Raw genomic sequence first — 22,288 nt, forward strand, 5'->3', positions numbered from 1 at the left:
TTCGAGGCCGCTACAAACCGTAAACATCCCAATCCAGCGGCGCGGTGCCGTGGGAATCTTCGCCCTTCAGGGCGGAGAGGATGTCAAGCCTCGCGGATCACTTACGCGTCATAGATCACTCACGCCTCACGACGATCGGTGGTCCGTCCGATCACCGGCCACGTCGGCCCAACGGTCAGGGTCGTCTCCCGCGTCCCTGCCGAACCCGACACTGCGACCGTCCTCGTCGTCGAGCGCCCGCCGCGCGGACCGCACGACCTCGGCCTCGGAGACGTCGTCCGCCTCGAACAGGACCGTTCCGTTGAGCCGGACCACCGAGTCGGGCTCCGGCACTTCGGCGAGCACCTCGGCCGTACTCAACCGCGGGTAATCGTCGCGGACGGTCCCGATCAGCTCCGGACGCTCGCCGGCCCACGCGGCGAGGTACGAGACCTCGGCGCCGACCCGCGAGTCGATCGACGGCACCCCGAGCCTCGTGACCTCGTGTGCGTCCGGCGCGACCGATCGGACGTCGACCACGCTCTTCGCCAACCTGTCCGCCGTCGCGACCGCGGTGGCCGACGGGTCGCCGACGAACCGTGCCGCCGTCGTTTCGGGCCGGTCGACGAGCGCGAGGGCCGCCCCGATCGGCGTTCCCGACGCGAGCAGCCCGACGAGGGTCCGAAGCGGGTTCGCTTCGAGCGTGCCCGCGAGGGAGACCGTCGCGATCGCCCCGTTGGCGACGAGCCGCTGGCCGGCACGGACGCCGCCGCCCCCGCGGTCACCCTCGAAAACCACGGCCGCCGGCGCGTCGTCGAGGCCGCCGAGCCGAACTCCTTCGGCCGCTTCGCCTCCCGCGTTCGCTCCGTCCATCCCGTCCACCCGATCCGCTCCGCCCACCCGATCCGCTCCGTCCACCCGACTCACCCACGATCCGTCGGTCGGGAGGTCACAGTAGACGAGGTCGATCGTGGAGTCGCCGAACACCTCGGCGAGCGCGCGCTCGTCGGGGTGGGCAATGACCTCCCACGAGCCGACGCCGTCCGGCGGCGCGTCGTCGCCCATCGCCCGGCGGAAGTCGCGCTCCCGGTCCGTCGAATCGGTGAGGAAGACGAGCCGCGTACGGCCCTGCATGGTGCGATCCCGATCGAGCACGTTCTCGTACGCCGCCGAGGACAACACCCCCGTCCCGGGCGGAACCGGGTCGCCACCGGCCGGGGGCCAATCGGTGGACGGCCGCCACGGAGACAGACCGATCCCGACGGGGGCGTCGTCCGTCTCTCTCCAGGCCGTGCCCTCCCAGCCCGCGTCCGCCCAGCCCGCCGCTACCTCGCGAACGCGGATCGGCGCGAGCACGTGTGCGAGGTGGGTCAGGAGCGGCATCGCGTCCGGTCCCGGACGAACGGCCGCCCGGGTCGGCCAGTTGGGGAGATACGGCTCGATCACGGACGGGGACACCTCCAGGTACTCCATCAGGCGTTCGCTCGGCGATCGATCCGCGAGGTTCGGCGGATAGAACGGCAGGGCGGGGCCCACCTGCTCGTACTCGTGGCGGTCCGACGGGACGTACCCCTCCATCCGGACCAACGAGTCGAGGAACAGCCAGCTCCCGAGCAGCGTTTCGACCCGCCGCTCCAGCGCGTCCCCGTCGGCCGGCAGCGGCTCGACGTAGCCCGTGTCGAGGTGAAGCGCCGGTGACGACCGCGGGGCGACGGTCGCGCCCAGGTAGTACGCCAGCGGCGCGACGCGGTAGACGTTCGCGTACGTCGGCGGCACCGTGATCCGGATCCCGGTGTCCGGCGGCCCGAGGCCGTCGGGGACGTCGAGCCGCTCCCCGCGCTCGATCCGCGGCGGGTAGCCGCGCAGGGTCGGCCACGATCGCTCCGGCGAGAACTCCTTGATCGACGACCCGAGCGTCGAGACGGCCGTCATCAACGCTTCCGGATCGTCGGGAACCGTGATCGTCGCCTCCGGGCGCGTGTGTAGCGATCGCGCGCCGAGCACGACGCGGGTCGGCTCGCCGAACTCGAACGTGAGCGGGCCGTCCTCCGCGACGCCAGTCGCCGACACCGACACGTCGCTCACGCGGAGGAACGACTTGGTGACGCCGGTGACGTCGAAGCAGTACGTCCCCGCGGGGAGATCCATCGACTCCTGGAGGTGTGCGATCAGCTCGCCGTGCGGCTCGCGGACCGTGGCGGCCGCACACGACGGCAGCGAGATCGACTCCGCCTTGAAGCCGACGGCACGGTCCGCAGGGAACGGGAACACCTCGGTGAGCGCGGGTTTGAGGTCGGGCGGCCCGTCCGTCTCGAGGACGAGGTCGACGCCGGCGAGCCGGTCACGCACGCGTATCGAGGCGTCCCGTGTCTCGAACGCGATCCGTCTCCCGGCAGTCCCGTCCGTCATCGAACTCCCGGCAGTCCCGTCCGTCATCGAACGTTCGTCTCCGGTGATACGTATGAGCGTGTCGGTCGGGGGGTGATCGGGGTCGGGACCACGCTCATCGGCCGAGGGTGTAAAACTCCGCGTTGGGCCGCCAGTCGGCGAACGTCGCCAGCCGGTTCGAGAGGTTGAAGAAGGCGGCCACCGCGGCGACGTCCCACGCGGCCTCCCGGCTGAACCCGACGTCGAGCAGGCGATCGCGGTCCGCGGCCGTGACGCGTTCGGGGTGTTCGGTGAGTTTCACGGCGACGTCGAGCATGACGCGGTGACGCTCGGGGAGGTCGGCCGAGCGGTGGTTCGTCACGAGCTGGTCCGCGAGCTCCGGGTCGTCGGCGTAGATCCGACACAGTGCGCCGTGAGCGACCGTACAGTACAGGCAGTCGTTGACGCCCGAGACCGCGACGACGATCATCTCCACCTCGGCGCGGTCCAGTTCGCCCCCGTCGACGAGCGCGTCGTGGAAGGCGACGAACGGTCGGAACTGCTCGGGGCGGTACGCGAGCGCCGCGAACACGTTCGGCGTGAAACCGGCCCGCTCGGCCTCCGCCGCGATCCGCTCTTTGAGGTCCGTGGGGAGGTCCTCGAACGACGGGACGGGGAAGTTCCGCTGTGCGTCGGCGTCGAGGGCCACCTCGGCATCGTCGGTCATACGTGGCCGTTCCGCCTTCCCTGATAAAAGCGTTCGTCCGCCCTCACCGCGAGTCGACCGCCGTCGACTCGACGTACGCCACCGCGGCCGCGGCGTCGTCGACGGCCCGGACGCCGTCGCAGTCGTGGGTGTCGATCCCGGCGATCGGCCGGTCGTACACGAGCGCCATCCCGATCTCCGACAGGGTTCCGGGCCCGCCGTCGACGGCGACGACCGCCTCGCCGTTCATCACGACGAGGGCGTTGCGCGCGTGGCCGAGGCCGGTCGCGATCGGGTCGGTCACGTACCGGTTCGCGTCCGCCGGACGGTCCGACGGGAGGATCCCGATCGTCCGCCCGTCGGCGCCGCGAGCCCCCCGACAGACCGCCTCCATGACGCCGCCGAGCCCGCCACAGACCACGGTGTGGCCCCGCTCGGCGAGGAGCTCCCCCAACCGCTCGGCGACCGCGGCCGTTTCCCCGGATACCGAGCTCCCGCCGATGACGCTGACACGCATATGTCGGGGTCCGACGCGCGCGGCCTTAAAAGCGCGATCCTGGCACGAGGCCTCAGTGACCGGGCACGGACGGACACACCGGCGAGCACGGGTTACGCGTCGTTCCACGCTTTACGGTCGTGTTACTGGACCTGTGGCGTGGATTACCGACGACTGCGGCGGTGCCAGGGACGACGTCGGCAACCACGAGAAGGTGACCATACTCGGAACCTGTTCGTGCTAAGGTCGTCCGAACGAAAGCTATCTGATATATAACAATCCGGGCCCGCGCCCTGATACCCGGTGTGGTGCAACCAACAGAAGACGCTAACGAACGACCGGTGGACAGCTCGAACGGGAACACGCGGCGACAGTTCATGACCGGGTCGGCGGCCGCGCTCGGCGGGATCGCCGCCGGCAGCGCGTTCATCACCCCCGCGCTGGCCCAGGAAGAGGAGGACGAAGAGGAACCCGAGGAGGAAGAAGAGGAGGAGGAAGAGGAAGAAGAGGAGATGGTCGAAAACGAGTTCGCGAACGACGTCGAGATCCTCAACTACGCACGCGTGATGGGGCTCCTCCAGGCCCGCTTCTACGAGGAGGGCTTGGACAATATCGGCGAGGACGCGCTCTGCAACTGCGAGGTGCTCCGGGAGGACAGCCCGCTCCGCGAGCGCGTGTTCGACGAGCTCCAGACGATCCAGGGACACAAGGAGGCGCACGCCGACGCACTCGCGGCGGCGGTCCAGGACCTCGGCGGGGATCCGGTCGAGGAGCCGGAGTTCGACTTCGGCCTCGCGGTGGAGTATCCGATGGCGTTCCTCTCGACGGCGGCCCAGCTCGCGGACGTCAGCGTGTCGGCGTACGCCGGCGCAGCCCCCTTCATCGAGGAGGAGGCGGTCCTGCCGCCCGCGCTCGGCATCCACAGCGTCGAGGCTCGGCACGCGGCGTTCCTGCGGACGATCATCAACGAGACCGCGTTCCCGGACGCGGTCGACGAGGCTCGGTCCAAGTCCGAAGTGCTCGACCTGATCGACGAGTACCTCGTCGACGACGTGGAGGAGATGATCGAGGAGGAAGAGGATCCCGACGAGGAGGATCCTGACGAGGAGGATCCTGACGAGGAAGAAGAGGAGCCCGAGGAGGAAGAAGAAGAGCCCGAGGAGGAGGAGGAAGAAGAGGAACCCGAGGAGGAGGAAGAAGAAGACGAAGAAGACGAAGAAGACGAAGAAGACGAAGAACCCGAGAACGGTGAGCCCGAGAACGGTGAGCCCGAGAACGGCGAACCCGAGAACGGCGAACCCGAGAACGGCGAACCCGAGCCAGAGAACGGCAACGGCGACGACGACGAGAACGGTCAGTAGCGCTCCCCGGCCCGGTCACGCCGACACCAATTTTTGCGCGTAATCGCGCGTTACAGACCCCCTCCGAGTAGCTGTCCTAGCGTTAGCACGTCGCCCGTGACTGTGTGGGGCCGCGAGGCCGAACGGTTGCGTTTACCCATCGTTCGGCATGGATACCCGTTCCGACACGGGAATCCCTGGAACCACCGGTAGTGAACGACCGTCCCGTTTTATTCGGTGCTGCCGCCTATGGGGTCGTATGGCGGAAAAGCCGACCGAACAGCTGGAATACGAGTGTGCCGATCTACTCAAAGAGTTCGGCTTCACCGAGTACGAAGCCTACACGTTCGTCTATCTCCTTCGACTCGGGACCGGCACCGCAAAGGACGTCGCAGAGATCAGTGACGTGCCCCGCACACGCGTCTACGACGCCGTCGACACCCTCCACGAGGCTGGATTGGTCGATATCCAACACACGTCGCCCATGAAATTCACGCCGGTGTCACGAGAGAGCGCCCTCCGCAAACTCGACCTCCAACACGAGAACACCATCACGGAGTTGAGCGAACTGTTCGAACGCCTCGAACCCGCCAGCCGCCAACCCGAGGAGTTCGGGGTATGGACGGTTACGAGCCACGAGGCCGTCGTCAGCCGTCTCCTCGAGTTCATCGACGACGCCGAAGACGAACTCATCTACATGACCGTCGACGAACTCCTCACTGACGACCACCTCGACCGCCTCGAGGCGGCCGAAGAGCGTGGTGTCGACATCTATCTCGCGGGGATTTCCGAGCCCGCTCAAGCCGAGATTCAGAAGCGGATCCCCTCGGCTGAACTCTTCGAGACCTTGTGGGTGTGGGACGATGAGGGGGCCGGAAGCCTGCTCATCACCGACAAGCGAACCGCCCTCGTGAGTGTCATCGCCGACCGAGACGCGACGGACGGTATCCACGAGACGGGCATCTGGGGGACGGGCGAGCGCAACAGCCTCGTCGTGGTGCTGCGGGCCATCTTCACCTGGCGACTCGACGCCCTCTCCCTCGAGTCCGACGAGTAGCCTTCTTCGACCCGTAGAATGTCAGGCGTGGAACAAGTATATCCGTCCAGCGCCCCTCCGTGTAGAATGATAGCATGGATATAACCGAGATCCTCTCCACAAAGTTCACCGAGTTCGATATCGGCACACCGCTCTCGAAGGTCGCCGGGGCGTTCGAGAACCAGGAGCTCGACGCCGTCATCGTGACGGACGGCGACGAGTATCGCGGCGTCGTGAGTCGTCGACAGCTGGCATCCTCGTCCAACCAGCCGTCCGCGAAGGTCGGCTCGCAAGTACAGCACGTCCCGGCCGTCGAGCGCACCGAGGACGTCCGCGAGGTCGCGCGACTCATGATCGGCAGCGACGCCAAAACGCTCCCCGTACTCGACGACGACGGTGTCGTCGGCGTGGTAACCGGCGATGCCGTCCTCGAAGCGGTGCGTCCCTTCCTCGACGCAGCGACCGTCGAGGACGCCTACTCGGAGGAGCTGATCAGTGCAACGCCCGAAACCACGGTCGGGAAAGCACTCCATCTGCTTCGAGAAGGAGGGATCGCCCATCTCCCGGTCGTCGACGGGGACGACCTCGTTGGAATGTTGAGCCTGTACGACGTCATCGACTTCACGACGCGAGGGGGTACGAAGAGCCAGGGCGGTTCGTCGGACGGTTTCGGCAGCCGCGGCGGGGGCGGGCAGAACCGTGGGGGGTTCGGGGCGCGCGAGGGCGATGCCGACCGAATGCTCGACGTGCCGGTGCGGGACCTGATGTCCGATGCGGTCGTGACGATCGAGCGGGGCGCACCGCTCGACGAGGTGGTCGAGACGATGTTCGAACAGGGGATCTCCTCGCTCGTCGTCACGGCGGACGACGCCGCCGATCCGATCGGCATTATCACGAAAACGGACGTCATCGAGGCGCTCACCTGGGAGCGCGACGATCGGAACGCCGTGCAGGTGTTCGGGATCGACCTGCTGGAGGGGATGGACTACGACGACGTCTCCGCGCTGATCGAGAACATGACCTCGAAGTACGGCGAGATGAGCGTGATCAAGGCCAGCATCGAACTGCAAAAGCACAAGGAACGGAGTCGCGGCGTGCCGCTGGTGCTCGCACGGATCCGACTGACGACCGACCGCGGCTACTTCACGGCCGATGGGGAGGGATACGGCGCCTCTCACGCCATTCGACTCGCCGCAAACGCGGTCGAGCGCCAACTCCTCAAAGGAAAGACCTACGGCCAGTCGATGAAGAGCGCGAGCACTGACGAGCAGGAACAGCTCTACGGCTGGTGGCTTGGCGGGTAAGCGGGCGGATCGCTATCTCGGACGGGCACTCGCTGCGGGCTCACGCGATCAGTAGGCGAAACCCGGTACTGTCGTCTCACTGATCTCTGCGGTAGATGTTTCCCGTCCGCGCCCGAAGAGACATCAATGGACCAACAACAACCGACGAACGACCTCGCAGCCACGTTGGAGAACGGGGGCGTTGCGCTCGGCCTGCTCGACAACACGTACAGTCCCACGCTCGTGGAGTTTTACGGCGAACTCGACGTGGACTTCGTCTGGATCGATCTCGAACACGGTGGGCCGGATCCGTGGGATGCGGATCTGATGGAGGACCTCCTACGCGCAGCCGAACGGACGGACCTCGAGCTGCTCGTTCGACTCCCCGATACGGACCCGACGCTGGTCCGGAAAGCCCTCGACCTCGGGGCGAGGAACCTCTTTCTGCCACGCGTGGAAACCGCGACCGAGGTCCGTGAAGCGGTCAGATCCGCCCGGTTCAGCTACGACGGGGGTCCGGGTGACCGGGGGCTCGCGTCGCCCCGAGCCCGGCGCTGGGGGCTCGTCGACGACTACGTTGCCACCGAGGACCGGGAGACGATGGTCGGCGTGACCGTTGAAACCGAGGCGTCCGTCGAGAACCTCGACGCGATCCTGGACGTCCCGGAACTGGGGTTCGTCTTCATCGGCCCGCTCGATCTCTCCGTCTCGCTCGGTTGTCCCGGCGAGCTCGACCACCCGGACGTGCAGGAAGCCGTCGAGACCGTTCGTTCGAGCGCCGTCGACGCAGGTGTTCCCGTCGGCGGTCTCGGGTTCGGGATGGACGACGTCAACGAGAAAGCGTCGAACGGCTACCAGATGCTGAACCTCGGGAGCACGACAGGGGCGCTCCAGGGGACCGTCACCGGCTGGTTCGACGCCTACGAAGGGGCGCGGTCACCGGGCGAGTGAGTACGCCGTTCGATCGGCGTGTTCCACACACGCGGACTCAACGTGTGCTCGGCGTCCTCCGTGCCGGCCGGTGTGGCTGTGCCCGAACCCCACCGATAGGCCACCCGACGTTCACCTATCGAACGAAAACAGGGGTGCGGCGTTCGAACCGTGGGTTCTCCCCGATGGAGACGAGCCGGTACGTCCGTCAGCGATCGTCGTCGCGGCGTATCGAGACGTATCGCCGGATCGGAAGCTCGCAACGACCACCGAGCGGCAATTGAAACGGCGTACTGTCGGAGTCATCCTGCGGCTAACACCGCAGGTGTTCTCCTTGGTTCTCTATAACTAACCGCCGGGAGCGGCCAGGTGCGTACGTGAGAGAACGGGTGTACGTGAGTCGCCGGATCGGTTGTGACGGAGGCTCCACGAGACCGTGTGCGAACCCGCCGCAGTTGCCTCCCGTGGACGCATCCTCGATGCGACCGACATCGAGTACGGGAGAAGAGCTCAACCGTACCTAACCGATGCGCGATCGACTTCGAGCGGCGGTATCGGTCGTTCGCCCCGTCGTCGATCTCATACAGGATCGAAATCTAACGTATCTGGCGGCGGGAATCGCGTACTACGCGTTCGTCTCGATAATTCCGCTCATGTTGCTCGCGGTCGCGATCGCGTCGTTCGTCGGCGGGGAAGCGATGGCCGATCGAGTGGCCAACACGCTCAGCCAGCAGCTTTCGCCTTCGGGACAGAACCTCATCCGAGAGGCGTTAGCCAACACCGCCGGACGGGGTGTCGCGTCCGTAATCGGGTTTCTCACCCTTACGTGGAGCTCCCTGCGGCTCTTTCGCGGCATCGATCAGGCGTTCGACGAGGTGTACCTGGACACGGTGGAAACATCGCTGCTCGAACAGATCCGGAACGCGCTGATCGTAGTGATCGGCATCGGGCTCGCCATCGCACTCGTCGTCGCTAGTGGCATCGCGCTCTCGGTACTACCGGTGGAGGTGCCGTTCGTCGACCTCTTCGGAACCCTCGTGTTGCTCGTCGTGTTGGTGGCCGCGTTCTTACCGATCTACTACGTGCTCCCGCCGATCGAAATGACGCTTCGGGGAGCGGTACCTGGCGCGGCGTTCGCCGCCGTCGGGTGGGTGGTTCTTCAGATCGGGTTCCGGATATACGCGACCCACGCCGGCCAATACGCAGCGTACGGCGTGATCGGTGCCGCCTTGCTGTTCGTCACGTGGTTGTACTTCGCTAGCATCGTCGTACTCGTGGGCGCGGCGATAAACGCCGTCGTTCGAGAGACGGGGTTGAACGTGTCGTAGCTGCGCTCGGATCGATCGGTACGTGTGGCGTGCGGTCGTCGACCGACCGGCGTTAACTCGGGACCGTCCGAAGTGGGTCCTGAACCCATCGAAAACCGACGTGGCGTGGCGGGAAGCATGTCAGGAACCGAACGACCCACCGCTCACCGAGATGGTGCGTTTCAGTCGAACTCTTCGGGCGACTTGAGCTCGACTCGGTCGTCGGTAATACGATCGATCGCCTCGGCCTCGAGGCGGTAGTCGTCGTCGGCGGCGTTACCCCAACCGAGGGCCGACCGGATGCGCTCGGTGAGTCCTGGCTCCGGGTCGATGAACAGCGCGTTCGCCTCCTCTTCGACTTCGGTGACCAACCCGATCCGCTCGCCTTTGGCGTTGACGACCGGATGGCCGATCGCGTCACGGGTGATGGTAACCAGCGAGCCGGTCTCCTCCCCCGCAGTCGAGTGAGCAGGCTCCTCCTCACCGGCGTCGACGGCTTCCCCCGCCTCCGTTTCGCGGTGCGCGTCCGAGGTCGCGGCTGTGGTTTCGAGCGCTTTCGTCCGGACGACCTCCATTTCGAGCGGCCGGGTCTCCGTGACGGTGGCAGTCGCTAGCGCCGTGTCGACGATCTCGTCCTCGACGGTCCGTTCGCGGGCGAACGTGGTGGTGATGCGGTCCTGATCGGCGAGTTCGCTTTGGATCTCGTACTCGGCCATCGCCTCGTCGGTGGGGACGTCCTCTTTGATGATCCCGCTCTCGACGATCGATCGGTGGAGTCCCTCTATCTCGATGTCGTAATCTTCGATGGTTTCGCCCCCGGTGACCTCGGTATCGGTCACGACGCTCTCGACGATGAACTGCTCGGTGAACGACCGCGTCACCGCCCACGTTTCCTCGACCTCGAGTTCGGCGTGGAAGGGGAACGTCCGGTCTTCGGTTTCCGGGTCGCTTCCGAGCCCGCTCTCGCTCGCTCGCGTGCTCTCGGATGCGGACTCCGTCACGCCGGTGGTTTCGGAGCCGGCTCCCGGTTCCCGAGTATCGACCGCTTCGGGAGCGGTCGTCTCGGTTTGCTCGGTCGCGTCCATTGACGTCCGCTCCGTCGCGCTTCCCCGGCTGTCCGCCTCCATCGAACCGACGGACTCGCCAGCGACGTGACCGGCGACGGTCTCCAGATACCGGTCCGTGGCGAACCCCTCGCGACTGTCGGCCGTCTCGTCGGTGACGAGTTCACAGTCCGTACACTCCCGACGGAGGAGCTCGGCGTCGACCACACGCTCGTCGACCATCTGTGTGTCGACGAGCTCGCTGTCGACGGTTATCTCCTCGACGACGACGCTTTCGACCACCGTCGTCTCGGTGATCGTACTCGTGACGGTTTCGCCGTCCATCAGGCGCTGTTCGATCTCCTCGTCGTCGAACCGGCTGGCGATACTGCTCTGGCCGATGATCTCGAACGGCTCGCGGTCGCCGTCGGCGTGATAGATGACGACGTGGTCTCCCTCGTCGAGTTGGTCGAAGAACTCCTCCCACTCGACCTCCTCGTGCGTCTCGGTCATCTCGTCCTTCGGAACCATTCGGAACCGACCGGACTCTCCCTCCTGTTCGGTCTCCCGTATCGGGGTCGCGTCGTGTTCCCGGGCCCACTCACGGATGGTGTCTCTGTCCCTCGAAAGCTGCCCCTCACGTCGCTCGCCGGGATCGTGTGACATAGCGGCTAGATAGAGGCGTGGCGCACAGATAAAGACGGAAGACCGTTTAATCGGTAAGCTCGGGTTTCTGTTCTCCAGTCCCGGTTTTAATGTGACTACTACGTGACTCCTCGCACGGTCCGTTAGGATCGGTCCTCCTCCTCGACGTCGCTGCCGTCGATCTGTTTTCGGAGGTCGGTTACGAAACCCGTCAGATACGCCGTTCCCCACGTGGCGACGACGATCGCTCCGAAGGTGTTGAACAGCATATCCGTCATCGTATCGTCGAGCCCGTACTGAGCGAGCACCGGATCGGCCCCCAACGCGAGCATGAGTCCATCGGTGGCGAACTCCATGATCTCCCAGAGGACGCCGACGCTCACGACGAACAGGACGATGAGGACGAACATGAACCTCGAGGGGAACCGAACCGCACTCGTGTACTCGTCGATGCCGCGAAACGTCCCGTACCCGATCGCGGCGACGAGCGACCCCGAGACCGTGTGCGTCACGTTGTGCCACCAGAACGTCTCGCCGTACAGGTACGCCGTCCCCAGCGCGTGGAGAAACACCGTCGTCGAGATCCACAGCACCAACCCGACGTCCATCGAGACGCGGGGGTTCCGTTGAAGGATCGCCGGGAGGAACGTGACTCCGAGGGAGAAGATACCGGTCAACACGATCGAGAGGTCGAGTTCGAGGAGGCCGACACCGATCGTTGCCACGATCCCGAGCTGCAGCGCTCGAACGAGCTGTCGCTGTCGACGCTCGGACAGACCGAAACGGTCGGAAAGGTCCGGGTCGTCGTGTTCGTGTTCGTCCGCCGGCGGCTCGTCTTCCGACTCTCGGTTTCGCTCCGCCGACGGTTCGGAATCGGAGGACGGGAGCTCTTTGGGGGTGATCCGACGGAAGTACCGATCGAAGAGGACGCCGGCTCCGAGTCCGACGGCCGTCGCGGCGATGAGCTCCCACATCAGCGCCTCGTTGCTCGGGATAAACCCCGTCCCAAGCACGAGATCGACGGACCAGCGTCCGAGCGCCCACACCGTCGCGACGGCCATCGTAACCATCGCGACGAACACCGTCGCGAACGGCCGATTCATCTCGACGCGAGTGTGCTCGTGGATCTCAACCGCGAGCACGAGCGCGATCGTCGCGATGACGAGGTAGTTCCCGACGAACTGGACCGGTTCCCAGCCGATGGCCTGTCGTGCGAGGAGGGCAACGACGGCGACGAGCAGCACCTGCCACGGAACCAGAACGTCCATCGATCGGTGCGTGATCGACGGCCCGAGGATCGTGATCAGGACACCGATCCCGAGCACGACACCGACGTACCCGCTGGTCCAGAGGTCGTACGCGATGACGAGAACGATCACGGCCAGCAAGCCCCAACACAGAGCGCCCCCTCGATCGACGGTGTGGTCAAGTTGCTTCGCCATAGGTACATGTGGGTTCTCAGCACGAAGAACGTGGCGACGGATCAACACGTCGCTGAGGCTCTGTGGCCGACGGTACTGGACCGTCGGTCCGTATCCGACGACCCCGAGAAGGGTCGTATCGAACTGCTGCTGCCGATCGAGCCATCGATCCCAATAGCGGATCCGCAACGAACTCGGTGGTTCGGAGTTCGTTGATTTTCTGCGGTTCTTCGTCCGTATTTCGCATTCCGGCGCCTTCTCGTCGGAGTTTTTAATCCGCTCGCACGCGCACGTTCAGTATGGAGGGTGGAGAGTCCGAGCTGTTCGACGTTACCGCCCGGGGACCAGGAGAGCCCGAGGTCGCGATCGTCGGCGGCGTTCACGGCGACGAGCGAAGCGGTATCCGCGCGGTGCGTCGTCTTCGCGACGCCGACCTCGAGTTCCAGCGGGGCGTCGCCTTCGTGCTCGCCAATCCGGCCGCGATCGCGGCCAACGAACGCTATCTCGATTCGGACCTCAATCGGGTGTTCCCGGGCGATCCGAACGGCGACCGAGAGGAGCGGATCGCCGCCCAGCTTTGTGAGTTTCTCGAGGAGCTGACGACCCTCTCGCTGCACGGTACGGAATCTCAACCCACACCGTTCGCGCTCATACACAGCGCTCACGAACGCGAGTTCGAGCTGGCGGCGCGACTGCCCGTCCCGCACGTCGTCGATCATCGAGGAATGAACGAGCACACGATCACGGCGTGCGGCGTCAACGTCGAGATCGAACTCGCCTTCGAGGACTCGGATCGAGAAACGGCCCGCGCCGAATACCAAGCGCGCGCGTTCCTCAAGGGGGTCGATGCGCTCCCCGGCGAGCCGCCCGACGCGGATCCGGACTTCTTCCACATGGACGCGCCCGTGCAGAAACCATCGGGAGAGACCTACGAGGTGTCCGTCGAGAACTTCGAACGCGTGCCCGCGGGGGCGGCTTTCGCAAGCGTCGATGGGAGAGAGATAGTCGCTGACGAACCGTTCTCCCCGATTATGATGTCCCCGTACGGCTTCTCGGAGATATTCGGATACAGGGGACACACGATCGGCGAGTCGCTGGCGGAAGTAACGGAAACGTGGCTCGATCGGGACCGGGAATAGAACCCTTGTGAGTAACGCCGGCGACGCGTGTCGAACGCCTCCGATCCCGCAGCGAGTTCTCACGCCGGTACCGGCTGCTCCTTCGTCAGTGGCGGCGTTCCACGATCGTGCTCTCAAGCCGTGATCGGGTCGATACGACGGGAACGTCACGGAGCGGTCCGGCGTCGTCGCCTCCGGAGCGTCCAGTACACCGGCTCTCCGGCTCGGTAGTGCCCTCTTGACATCCTCCCCGCGCTAAAGCGCGAGGATTCCTCCGTTGGGGGTTCGGCTACCGACCCACGGAGGCAACTTGCGGGTTCGTGCGCACTTCTTTGGGACTTTCGTGAGGGTATGGTTTCCCCGACCATCCGTGGTCGTCCCACTCGAATCGCACGGGCCGTGCCATCGGCCTGACTTCGCAATCGCTGTTTTCTCGAAGGAACGTCTCTGACGCCGTGAGGTCGGCGTGTCCCTCGAATCCGCATGGACACGTCAGCGTATCCCCGTGGCGAATCGTCGCGTCGTGGTCGCCACACTCGGGACACGTCTGACTCGTCCACGCTTCCGACTCGGCTTCGAGAGAGATGCCATATTCCTCACAGACGCACGCGAGACGGTGGATGAGTTTCTTGAACGCCCAGAAGTTGTGCGTCTTCTCGTTCACCCTGACCGACCAGTGCGTTTCCAGCACGTCGGTCAAGTCGCCCACGTACACCGTCGCCACGCCCTCGTCGTACAGTCGTTCAACGAGGTCGCGCACCAGCGCGTTCTGTGCGTGGTCACGACGCTTCGTCCGCTGTCGGTACAGCCGTCGAATCCGATTCGAGGAGTAGCGTCCCTCTCGGAGTCGTCCGGAAGACGAAGTCTCCCGTGATTCCGAGAGACTGCGTCTCTCGGGCAATTTCGACTGTAGGCGGGCGATTTCGTCGGTCGTCTCGCGGAACCGTCCGAACAACTCCCGACCGTCGTAGAGATACTGGTTCCCAGTAGTCGTGGAACAGGCGACGAGGTTGTTCGCGCCAACGTCGAGGGCGGCTTCTTCGGAAGCCAGTGGTGAATCCAGTCGAGAATCAGGGACGGTGACTGGTTGGAAAGCCCTGAACGTGTCGCTCACTTCGTCGTACTCAAGTTCCAGACGACCTTGTTTGCCGTCCCACTTCGGGTTGCCTCGGACTTCGAGGCGGAGTCGTTCGTGGTAGCCGAGTCCGTATTCGTCTTTCAGTTCTTGCCCGACAGGGATTTCGAGACGGCTACGCTTGCCCCACTGAATCGTGTACTGATTGCACCGAATGTAGGTGCGGAGTTCGCGTCCGTCCTCCTCGTTGCCCCAGTACGACGGCGGGTTGGCGTATTCGCCTTTCTCTTTTAGCGCGAAGAACGACCGCCACGCTTCGCTGTTCTTGCGTGTGACCTGTTGGACAGTCGCGCTTCCGACGACGCCGTTGTAGCGCCCTCGGTACTCGGAAGTGTCCCACACGTCGCCGTCACCGAAGTAGTTCTGACGGCGCTCGTAGGTTAGTTCGTTCCACAGGGAGGCGGAGGCGTCGAGTAGCCGTAGGAGGCACTCTTTGTCGTTCTCGGTCTGTGGAACCACCTCGAAGGTGTTGGCGCGCTTCATGCGTCCTCACCCTCTTGTTCAGCGATATACTGTTCGACAGCACCCTTCGAGGCGCTACCCGCCGTACCGACGTAGTACGAACGAGTCCACTTCACGCGGTCGTCGTAGCGTTGGTTGTACTTTCGGGCGGAGATGCCCTTGACCCAATTGACGATGAGTGAGGGGGCGTTCTTCGGTGGACTCCCGATGAACAGGTGTACGTGATCGGGCATGACCTCGGCCTCGGCCAGTTCGAGGCCCTTGTCTTCACAGATTTCCGCGAAGATGGCTTCGAGACGTTCCTTCGTCTTCCCCGTCAGGTGCGAACGCCGGTATTTCGGCACGAACACTATGTGGTAGTAGAGTTCGTATTTCGCGTGACGGGTACTCTTTACCATCTATGCACACTATCACGGTCAGATACCTTAATGATTGCGTTGGAACCCCGTCTATGCCATCGACGGCGATTGAATACTGTTGGCCGGCTTCATCCCCGCCTTGAAGGGCGAGGCTTTCGCCTCGATTTTTCCGTAACTTCGAATGGGACCACGACTACTACGGGACGCTGAACGACTATGTGGTGATGGTGGAGCGGCTTCTGATGGCGGCGGTGCTCGTCCTCTTTGGCGGCGCGATCGTAGGCGGACTGTTAACACCGATCACTTCGATAGATGTCGCTATTGGACTCGTCATCGTGCTCGTCATTCGTCCAGTTGCCGGACTGCTCGGGCTGTTGGGAACGGACCTCGCTTGGCGATCCCGTGCGATTATCGCGGCGTTTGGCATTCGCGGAATCGGGTCGTTCTACTACCGCTCATACGCATTGAACCAGTCATCGTTCCAGGAACTCGAACTACTCATCGCCGCCGAGCGGTTGTGGGCTCTCCTCGGATTCGTCGTTCTCACGTCGATCGTCCTACACGGGATCCTCGCCAGTCCAGTGATGAACGCGTTCGCGCGATGGGAGACCGGTTCCTCGCAAGTAGAGTCTTAAAAAGCGATTCCGGGTGAGACGTGGGAACCCGTTCGGTTCGACGACGGCCGAAGAGGGATTCCTTTATAAGCGCCGTACTGCAGTCTGCCAAATGTTGCCCGTCACGCAGAACGATGAGCGCTGGAGGTTTGCAACTATTCCGCTTGCGCCGAATCGATTTGTGTTTCCTGACATACTTCTGATTATTCGAGGAATTCCCATCGCCGGTTGGCCTTCTCCAGATCCGACGCGCGGTCGTAGTGCAAATCGAGCACGTCCTCGGAGGCGTTCAGCCGGTCCGAGACGATCGCTCGCGGAACGTTGTCGTTCCTGTACCGGGTGACCCGCGCCTTGCGAACGTCGTGTGGCGAGCGAGTCGAAGGACACTGACTCATCTTCGCCGACTTGACGAACTCACACGTTTCCGGGTCCTCATCGTGGGGACACTCCTTTCCGATAGCACAGGTCCGGGTCCACCGATAGAACGTCATCCGGACCGCGTTATGCGAGATCCGCCCCTCGCGGGTCGTCATCAACGGTGAGCGCCCGTGATCGTCGAGGTTCTCGACGCGGGGGCCGTCGATGTAGTCCTGAAGGATCTTCGCGACGCGATCGCTGATCCGGTTCGTCCGTTCGCCGCCGCTCTTGTTCTTGAGCGGGGTCCCCGTTCCGGGCCGGTGGATCAGCTCGATGTAGGGTGTACCGCCCTCCAGGTGAACGTCATCGAGGTCGAGCGCCCGAACACCGCCGAGCCGAACGCCCGTGTGCCAGACGAGCGCCCAGATCGCGTGGTCACGGGAAGCGTATTCGTAGGTCGTGAGGTACGTGAGTATTTCCGGGACTCGGTCGGGGTCGATCGTCGAATCGGACACCTGGTCGTCCTTCGAGAGCGCCGGAAGGTCGACCCGTTCGTAGAGGTCCGGAAGGACGGCTTCGATGCGGCCGCAGAACCGGAGGAACACACGGACGACGTTCAGGGCGGAGTTGAGCGTTCGCGGGGCGATCTCCCCGTCCTTACCTTTCGAATAGCCGCCGCCTCGTCGCCAGAGCCGGAACTGGTAGACATCACGACCAGTCAGCTCGTTCATGTTCTCGATCTCAGCCTCCTCCTCGCACCACTCGATGAACGCTCGGAGGTGGCTCCGGTGGGAGGAGATCGTCCACTCCGCGGCCTCGTCACGGAGCGCTTCGAGATACAGCTCGCGAGCATCCCGCGGGGAGATCGGTTGAAGATCGTCGCTCACAGGTAGCCCTCCGGGGAGTCGAGGATCTCATGGTTCGGGTGCCTCTCGGTGAAGTGATCGAGATAGCCGGCGACCTGCCGGGCGTACCTGGTGAAGCCGTCCGGTGGGTCCGGCTCGATCGGCACGCCACAGACCGGGCAGGTCGAGATGTCGCGACCAGCCGCGGTCACGATCGGGGAAGGGTCGTCATCCATCACAGCACGTTATTCTGAGTCTACCAAAATATAGTTTGTCCCTACAGCGAAAGTTTCACATCTCGATCTATATGTGGGTTGGCACTCGATAGCGAATATGCGAAAATCCGGGAAGTGGATGGTTCTCCTCGACGAGCGGATCTTAGAGCTGTTCGTCGAGAGCGACGACGAGTTTCTCTCCGTCTCCGACATCGCGGAAGACCCTCGGATCCCGTACAGTTCGCAGTACGTCGGACAACGATGCAAGAAGCTCGCGACTCACGGGCTGCTATACGCGGTAGGGAACGGGATCTACACCATGACCGACGAGGGGGAAGCGTATCTCAACGGGGAATACAATGCAGCGGAGAACGGGAACGTCGAGGTATCGAGTAGTGAAGGCGCTGGTGAGAGTCAGGACGAGGCGTAGATGGTGAAGATGCGTCGGATGGGTCGGTGGATGTACCCGGTCGACGAGCGGGTGCTCGAACATCTCGCCGAGGAGTCGTGGGCTTCACCCTCAACGATGGCAATGGAGTCAGAGTTTCAGCAGCTCGGTGCTGACAGTGGCTATATAAACCAACGTTGTGAACGTTTAGTGGAGCGAGAACTGGTCGCACCAATTATCGAAGACGGGGATATGTACGAAATCACTACGTGGGGTTTGGCTTATTTAAGGGGTGAGCTTGATGCGGGATGCTTACCCCGGTGGTCAGTAGGATAACATCTAAAATTACTCGAACTAGATGAAGCAAGAGGAAGATCTAGAGGAAGTTGGTGAACATGTTGGACGGACAGTATTATCTAAGCAAATTGACTCATACTATAACGTTCAGCAAGGTGCCCGTCAAATATTTGGTCTTGGGATCAGTGTTGCCGGCCTTACAGCAAGTATAGCAGCAACGGGCTTGATTGGATTATCGTTAGACGGAGAGATCTCCGAGCCAGTGCTTGTAGAATCATCTTTTGACTCATTAAAACTTATATTTATATTAATTTTGATACTTTCACTGATAGTCAGCTTAGCACATATTGCCATCTGTACCTCTCAACTGTTCCAGCTAATCTGGCCTAAGAGGCTTCGCCCACTCACTAATAATGACGGAGATATTAGTAAGTTTAAAATTGTTGCAAAAGAACAGGCAGAACCTCTATCTGAAATAATCAATTCAAATAGTGAGGCATTAGCGGAGCTATATAGTACACAGAAAGATTCGTATTATAATATTCTAGGTATAATATTTGCCATATTTAATATGGCGATTATTTTAGCAGGAATTGGACAAGGTGATGTAACACTACTTGTTTATATTTCTCTTCTAATATTGTTAGCACTGCTGTTGGCTTTTATATTGTTTCTTAAACAACTAGCTATATTTTCATATATACGTATTTCTAGAATGTATTCTAACTGGAGTGGTGTTAAAACAGAAGTCACAAATATTATACGAGTAATAATGAAACCTTCAGATCCATTTACTCCTATAATTATGCTGCTTATTCATTTTTTATCGGATCTATTTGAATACATGTCTACTTTCCATAATAAATATGCCATTGCACCATTCCCCTATTCTTTGATGTTATCTTTCTTTTGGCTCGTTATTGTCTTATTCTACACCTATTCTGGGTTCTTGATTTTCACAGATTCTCTCTGGCCAATCATCAGCGATCGTTTGTCTGCATGGAAAATCAGATAAGCCCGCGCGACCCCCCACAAGGAGGGGTCGCGCGCGTCCACCCACTGCAAGGGTGGGTTGGTCGGTGGGTGGATATCCGTTCTGATGAATATGTGTCGCTTGTATTCGCAGAGAGCATAGTTTTATTTTTCAGGTACCTGATGCGTACCTGTGAAGCTCAAGGAGTATCTGGTTGAGAAGGAGGCGGTCACATCGGAGATTATGGCGTACTCCAGTAGAGAGGGGACCGGAGACAGCGCCAAGGGGAAACTCGTTTGCACACCCTTCCGGGTGGTCTACATCAACGGCAAGGACGTCACAGATATCTCATTACGAGGTGTGAATTCGATCGAGTACTCTGAGAAAGGATACCCGATGGAATACTTCGGATGGGGTATTCTGTTTGCGTTCTTGAGTGCGTTCTTTATTGCAGCAGGTGCGATCGGGCCGATTTCGGAGGGAATTCTGTTCGCTATCGGTATCCTGAGTCTAGTTGGGGGAATCGGGTTGCTGATCTACGGTGCGATACTGCAGCGCTCGCAATTGAAGATTCACACGCCAAATAAGACCTACTCGTTTTACGCTACCGAAGAAGGATTGGCAGAGATCGGGCACACCGTGAGAGGATATGAGATGAAAAGTTAGGTATCGGGTCCACGATCTCGAAGCTCCGCGTGCAGCTCCGGCCAGTCGAGGTCAAGCGCGAACAGGTTCGATCGCAGATCCCAGCTCCAGGGTGCCGGTTCATCCGGGTCGTACTCGACGCCGGTGGGTTCGAGGTGATGGAGGTCGCCACCGAACAGTTGACCGATCGGCCGGTCGGAATCGGCGGGCCACGTGTCGTAGAACTCAACGACCTTCGGGTCCGATTTGTAGAGTGCGAGCGAGGTCAGGCGTTTGACTTCCGGATCGACGTCTTTTCCGGTGTGACCGATCACGGCTGTGAACTCCGTTCCGAGCTTACTCATCCGTTTCAGCAGCGGCGACCACTGTGAGGCGACCTCGTAGGAGTTGGTTCGGGCGTCAAAATGAGTAGAGCCTTCGTCGATCACGACCGCCTTCGGTCGGTCGCGGTGTTCCAGGAGCGTGAGCGCCAGGTCATGACACGAAGTCACCCGTTCGTCGACGGCCCCGGCGCGGGCGTTGCTGATCACGAGAAGGTCGTCCCACACCGTTCGGGCCAGCTCGACCAGCAGCCAGACGGTATTCGTCTTCCCCGTGTTCGGGTCGCCCGCGGCGAGGATCGTCGTCAGGGCACCGTTGTTCTTGAGCAGGTCGATGATCCGAACGGGCAGCGTGAGCGCGGACGCGTCGAGATCCTGCTCGGTGACGCCGACGAGGTGGGAGAGCAGCAGCGAATTGCCCGACCGGATGGCTTCGGATGCCTGCCGGGACTGAAGCGTCCGGTCGACGAGCGAAAGCAGTTCGGAGTCGTCCTCCGTGTCGGGGTCGAGCCCGTCGAGGAAGACCGACGCCGAAACGTCGCTCGGAGAGATCGCCCCGGCGTTCAAGTCGAGGTCGCGCTCCGTCTCAATGTTGCCGGCGAGCTGCTCGGCGAGCTTCGCGGCCGTGAGCATCCCCTCATCGATATCACTCATTGGCAGTCACCTTCGCTTTCTCGGCGTGGCCGTTCCGATCGGTGGACTCCTCCGCTCCGCCGAAGTCGAACCCCGATTTATGATCCATCTCGTCGATCGCGTCGTCGTCGACGAGGTCGGCGAGGTCGGAATCCGAAGCGTCGTCGAGCCCGAAGTCTTTCAGCTCCTGGTCGATGGCGCGGCCGATCCCGTCACCCGAGTCGGGCAGCGAACCGTCCTCGAACAGCTCCACGATGCGCTCGACCGTGTTTCGAGTCGCCCGGCGAACCAACACGAACGCGGAGGTTTCGAGGATGAAGCCCCGTTGTGCGTCATCTTGCAGCTGGCCGCGACACTCGTGGACGGCACGAAGCGCGCGGGTCAGCTCTCTGTCGTCGAGCGTTCCACGCCAGGTGCCGACGACCGTTTGGTCTTCGAGGTCGACCTGTTTACCGACGTAGAGGTTCGGGGCGAGCTGCGTGACGTTATAGGTCGAATTGATGAATCCATCGTCGTCGAGAACGTCGAACTCCCGCCATTCGTCGGGCGGCAATCGGTAGATACCACCGTCGAGGACGCGAGCGTCGAGGTCGACGACGTACACCCACGAGGGGTTATAGAGCCACGAGACGACCTTTTGGCCGGTGAAGTAGCCGACCGGGATCGTGGCGATCGCGGCGAGACCCGCGACCTGCATCCATCGCGGGATGGCTTGGTCGGCGATCAGGACGTACAGGACAGCAGCGCCGATCGTGACGGTGACGACGATATCGGGCAGGCGGCGCTTCGTCGACTGTACGAGTTGCCAGAAGCGGGGTTTATCGGGTTTGGGGTCAGGCGTGTCTCTCATGCTAATCGCTCTCCGGTTGGGTCGCGGCCGTAGACGGTTCGAGCAACGAGGTACAGCGTCATCAGAGCCGTTCCGAGTCCGGCACCGATTCCGGCGCTTTGTGCGTCCTCGACGGTCCACGGGCCGCCGAGGAGCGCGTCAGACGTGCGGGTGCGGACGCCGGTCAGCGTGGTGCCAGTATCGATCCAGACGCCCTCGGACGCGGAGTTCGCGTGGGAAAGCCGGACCTCCGTTCGGCCAGAGGACAGAACGAACGTGTCGCGGTTGGGGTCAGCGCCGTCGAGCGGAGCCGCTTCTGTCAGCGTGATACGTTCGCGACGATCGCTCTCGAAGACGAGGACCGATTCACCGTCGGTGAAGTCGGCCGAGCAGATACGTACGCCGTCCTCGACGAGCCGATCACAGGTGTCAGCGTCCTCGAGGTCGGGAGCCGTTTCGTTCGCGGTCGTGTTGTCCTGTGCGGCGACCGTTCCGGATGCCGCAGCTACGAGCAGCAGCAGGACGATAAAAATGCGGGTCATGGG

The 22,288-nt window shown here is 62.5% G+C and carries 22 protein-coding genes; 10 read left to right on the forward strand and 12 right to left on the reverse strand.

Annotation, left to right across the window (positions count from 1 at the left end; genetic code table 11):
* Positions 1 to 126: 126 nt before the first annotated feature.
* From GRS48_RS05390 to GRS48_RS05400, 3 genes are all read right to left on the reverse strand, one after another.
* On the reverse strand, positions 127 to 2,415 hold the full coding sequence (locus GRS48_RS05390; protein WP_159484330.1) for a hypothetical protein: 2,289 nt from the start codon (positions 2,413 to 2,415) through the stop codon (positions 127 to 129).
* A 67-nt stretch (positions 2,416 to 2,482) separates the two neighbouring features.
* A complete protein-coding gene (locus GRS48_RS05395) occupies positions 2,483 to 3,073 on the reverse strand; it encodes a peroxidase-related enzyme (protein ID WP_159484332.1) in 591 nt (196 codons plus the stop codon).
* Positions 3,074 to 3,116: 43 nt separating this feature from the next.
* Positions 3,117 to 3,569, reverse strand: a complete 453-nt coding sequence (locus tag GRS48_RS05400; RefSeq protein ID WP_159484334.1) for a TIGR00725 family protein — start codon at positions 3,567 to 3,569, stop codon at positions 3,117 to 3,119.
* Between the two features lie 356 nt (positions 3,570 to 3,925).
* On the opposite strand from GRS48_RS05400, the gene GRS48_RS05405 reads away from it, so the two are divergent.
* From GRS48_RS05405 to GRS48_RS05425, 5 genes are all read left to right on the forward strand, one after another.
* On the forward strand, positions 3,926 to 4,909 hold the full coding sequence (locus GRS48_RS05405) for a ferritin-like domain-containing protein (protein ID WP_159484336.1): 984 nt from the start codon (positions 3,926 to 3,928) through the stop codon (positions 4,907 to 4,909).
* A gap of 238 nt (positions 4,910 to 5,147) precedes the next feature.
* The gene (locus GRS48_RS05410; protein ID WP_159484338.1) at positions 5,148 to 5,945 is read left to right on the forward strand and encodes a TrmB family transcriptional regulator; all 798 of its coding nucleotides are present in this window, start codon (positions 5,148 to 5,150) and stop codon (positions 5,943 to 5,945) included.
* Positions 5,946 to 6,019: 74 nt separating this feature from the next.
* On the forward strand, positions 6,020 to 7,228 hold the full coding sequence (locus GRS48_RS05415) for a CBS domain-containing protein (protein ID WP_159484340.1): 1,209 nt from the start codon (positions 6,020 to 6,022) through the stop codon (positions 7,226 to 7,228).
* Positions 7,229 to 7,354: 126 nt separating this feature from the next.
* Positions 7,355 to 8,158 (forward strand): HpcH/HpaI aldolase/citrate lyase family protein, encoded by an 804-nt coding sequence (locus tag GRS48_RS05420; RefSeq protein ID WP_159484342.1) that lies wholly within the window; start codon positions 7,355 to 7,357, stop codon positions 8,156 to 8,158.
* 506 nt (positions 8,159 to 8,664) lie between these two features.
* On the forward strand, positions 8,665 to 9,465 hold the full coding sequence (locus GRS48_RS05425; protein ID WP_159484344.1) for a YihY/virulence factor BrkB family protein: 801 nt from the start codon (positions 8,665 to 8,667) through the stop codon (positions 9,463 to 9,465).
* 161 nt (positions 9,466 to 9,626) lie between these two features.
* On the opposite strand, the gene GRS48_RS15200 is transcribed toward GRS48_RS05425, so the two are convergent.
* Positions 9,627 to 11,153 carry a hypothetical protein gene (locus GRS48_RS15200; RefSeq protein ID WP_159484346.1) on the reverse strand — a complete coding sequence of 509 codons (1,527 nt, stop codon included), beginning with the start codon at positions 11,151 to 11,153 and terminating at the stop codon, positions 9,627 to 9,629.
* 122 nt (positions 11,154 to 11,275) lie between these two features.
* Positions 11,276 to 12,574 carry a hypothetical protein gene (locus GRS48_RS15205; RefSeq protein WP_159484348.1) on the reverse strand — a complete coding sequence of 433 codons (1,299 nt, stop codon included), beginning with the start codon at positions 12,572 to 12,574 and terminating at the stop codon, positions 11,276 to 11,278.
* Positions 12,575 to 12,852: 278 nt separating this feature from the next.
* On the opposite strand from GRS48_RS15205, the gene GRS48_RS05440 reads away from it, so the two are divergent.
* Positions 12,853 to 13,692 carry a succinylglutamate desuccinylase/aspartoacylase family protein gene (locus tag GRS48_RS05440; protein ID WP_159484350.1) on the forward strand — a complete coding sequence of 280 codons (840 nt, stop codon included), beginning with the start codon at positions 12,853 to 12,855 and terminating at the stop codon, positions 13,690 to 13,692.
* A gap of 268 nt (positions 13,693 to 13,960) precedes the next feature.
* Here the strand turns inward: GRS48_RS05440 and GRS48_RS05445 are convergent, their stop codons facing one another.
* Positions 13,961 to 15,289, reverse strand: coding sequence for an RNA-guided endonuclease TnpB family protein (locus GRS48_RS05445; RefSeq protein ID WP_159484352.1), 1,329 nt, complete (start codon positions 15,287 to 15,289; stop codon positions 13,961 to 13,963).
* Positions 15,286 to 15,666, reverse strand: coding sequence for an IS200/IS605 family transposase (gene tnpA / locus GRS48_RS05450; protein ID WP_159484355.1), 381 nt, complete (start codon positions 15,664 to 15,666; stop codon positions 15,286 to 15,288). Before tnpA ends, GRS48_RS05445 begins: the two co-directional genes overlap by 4 nt.
* Before the next feature lie 203 nt (positions 15,667 to 15,869).
* Between tnpA and GRS48_RS05455 the strand changes: the two genes are divergently transcribed.
* The gene (locus GRS48_RS05455) at positions 15,870 to 16,262 is read left to right on the forward strand and encodes a hypothetical protein (protein WP_159484357.1); all 393 of its coding nucleotides are present in this window, start codon (positions 15,870 to 15,872) and stop codon (positions 16,260 to 16,262) included.
* A gap of 182 nt (positions 16,263 to 16,444) precedes the next feature.
* Here the strand turns inward: GRS48_RS05455 and GRS48_RS05460 are convergent, their stop codons facing one another.
* Both GRS48_RS05460 and GRS48_RS05465 read right to left on the reverse strand, forming a co-directional pair.
* Positions 16,445 to 17,485, reverse strand: coding sequence for a site-specific integrase (locus GRS48_RS05460; protein ID WP_321168308.1), 1,041 nt, complete (start codon positions 17,483 to 17,485; stop codon positions 16,445 to 16,447).
* Entirely contained in the window at positions 17,482 to 17,679 is a 198-nt protein-coding gene (locus tag GRS48_RS05465) for a hypothetical protein (RefSeq protein WP_159484359.1), read from the reverse strand. Before GRS48_RS05465 ends, GRS48_RS05460 begins: the two co-directional genes overlap by 4 nt.
* A gap of 97 nt (positions 17,680 to 17,776) precedes the next feature.
* Between GRS48_RS05465 and GRS48_RS05470 the strand changes: the two genes are divergently transcribed.
* The 3 genes from GRS48_RS05470 to GRS48_RS05480 all read left to right on the forward strand — a co-directional run bounded on the left by GRS48_RS05470 (position 17,777) and on the right by GRS48_RS05480 (position 19,982).
* On the forward strand, positions 17,777 to 18,088 hold the full coding sequence (locus tag GRS48_RS05470) for a hypothetical protein (RefSeq protein WP_159484361.1): 312 nt from the start codon (positions 17,777 to 17,779) through the stop codon (positions 18,086 to 18,088).
* A 316-nt stretch (positions 18,089 to 18,404) separates the two neighbouring features.
* A complete protein-coding gene (locus GRS48_RS05475) occupies positions 18,405 to 19,358 on the forward strand; it encodes a hypothetical protein (protein WP_159484363.1) in 954 nt (317 codons plus the stop codon).
* Between the two features lie 150 nt (positions 19,359 to 19,508).
* The gene (locus GRS48_RS05480; protein WP_159484365.1) at positions 19,509 to 19,982 is read left to right on the forward strand and encodes a hypothetical protein; all 474 of its coding nucleotides are present in this window, start codon (positions 19,509 to 19,511) and stop codon (positions 19,980 to 19,982) included.
* Here GRS48_RS05480 and GRS48_RS05485 read toward each other — a convergent pair.
* Genes GRS48_RS05485 through GRS48_RS05495 form a run of 3 tightly spaced genes read right to left on the reverse strand, consistent with a single transcriptional unit; the run spans position 19,979 to position 22,285 of the window.
* The gene (locus GRS48_RS05485) at positions 19,979 to 20,935 is read right to left on the reverse strand and encodes a hypothetical protein (protein ID WP_159484367.1); all 957 of its coding nucleotides are present in this window, start codon (positions 20,933 to 20,935) and stop codon (positions 19,979 to 19,981) included. The two genes, GRS48_RS05480 and GRS48_RS05485, sit on opposite strands and share 4 nt — an antisense overlap.
* The gene (locus tag GRS48_RS05490) at positions 20,928 to 21,764 is read right to left on the reverse strand and encodes a hypothetical protein (RefSeq protein ID WP_235028006.1); all 837 of its coding nucleotides are present in this window, start codon (positions 21,762 to 21,764) and stop codon (positions 20,928 to 20,930) included. Before GRS48_RS05490 ends, GRS48_RS05485 begins: the two co-directional genes overlap by 8 nt.
* Positions 21,761 to 22,285, reverse strand: coding sequence for a hypothetical protein (locus GRS48_RS05495; RefSeq protein WP_159484369.1), 525 nt, complete (start codon positions 22,283 to 22,285; stop codon positions 21,761 to 21,763). The genes GRS48_RS05490 and GRS48_RS05495 overlap by 4 nt, the downstream gene beginning before the upstream one ends.
* Positions 22,286 to 22,288: the final 3 nt, after the last annotated feature.

Origin of the sequence: Halorubrum sp. JWXQ-INN 858 (assembly GCF_009806985.1) — an archaeon.
In the GTDB taxonomy this organism is placed as follows: domain Archaea; phylum Halobacteriota; class Halobacteria; order Halobacteriales; family Haloferacaceae; genus Halorubrum.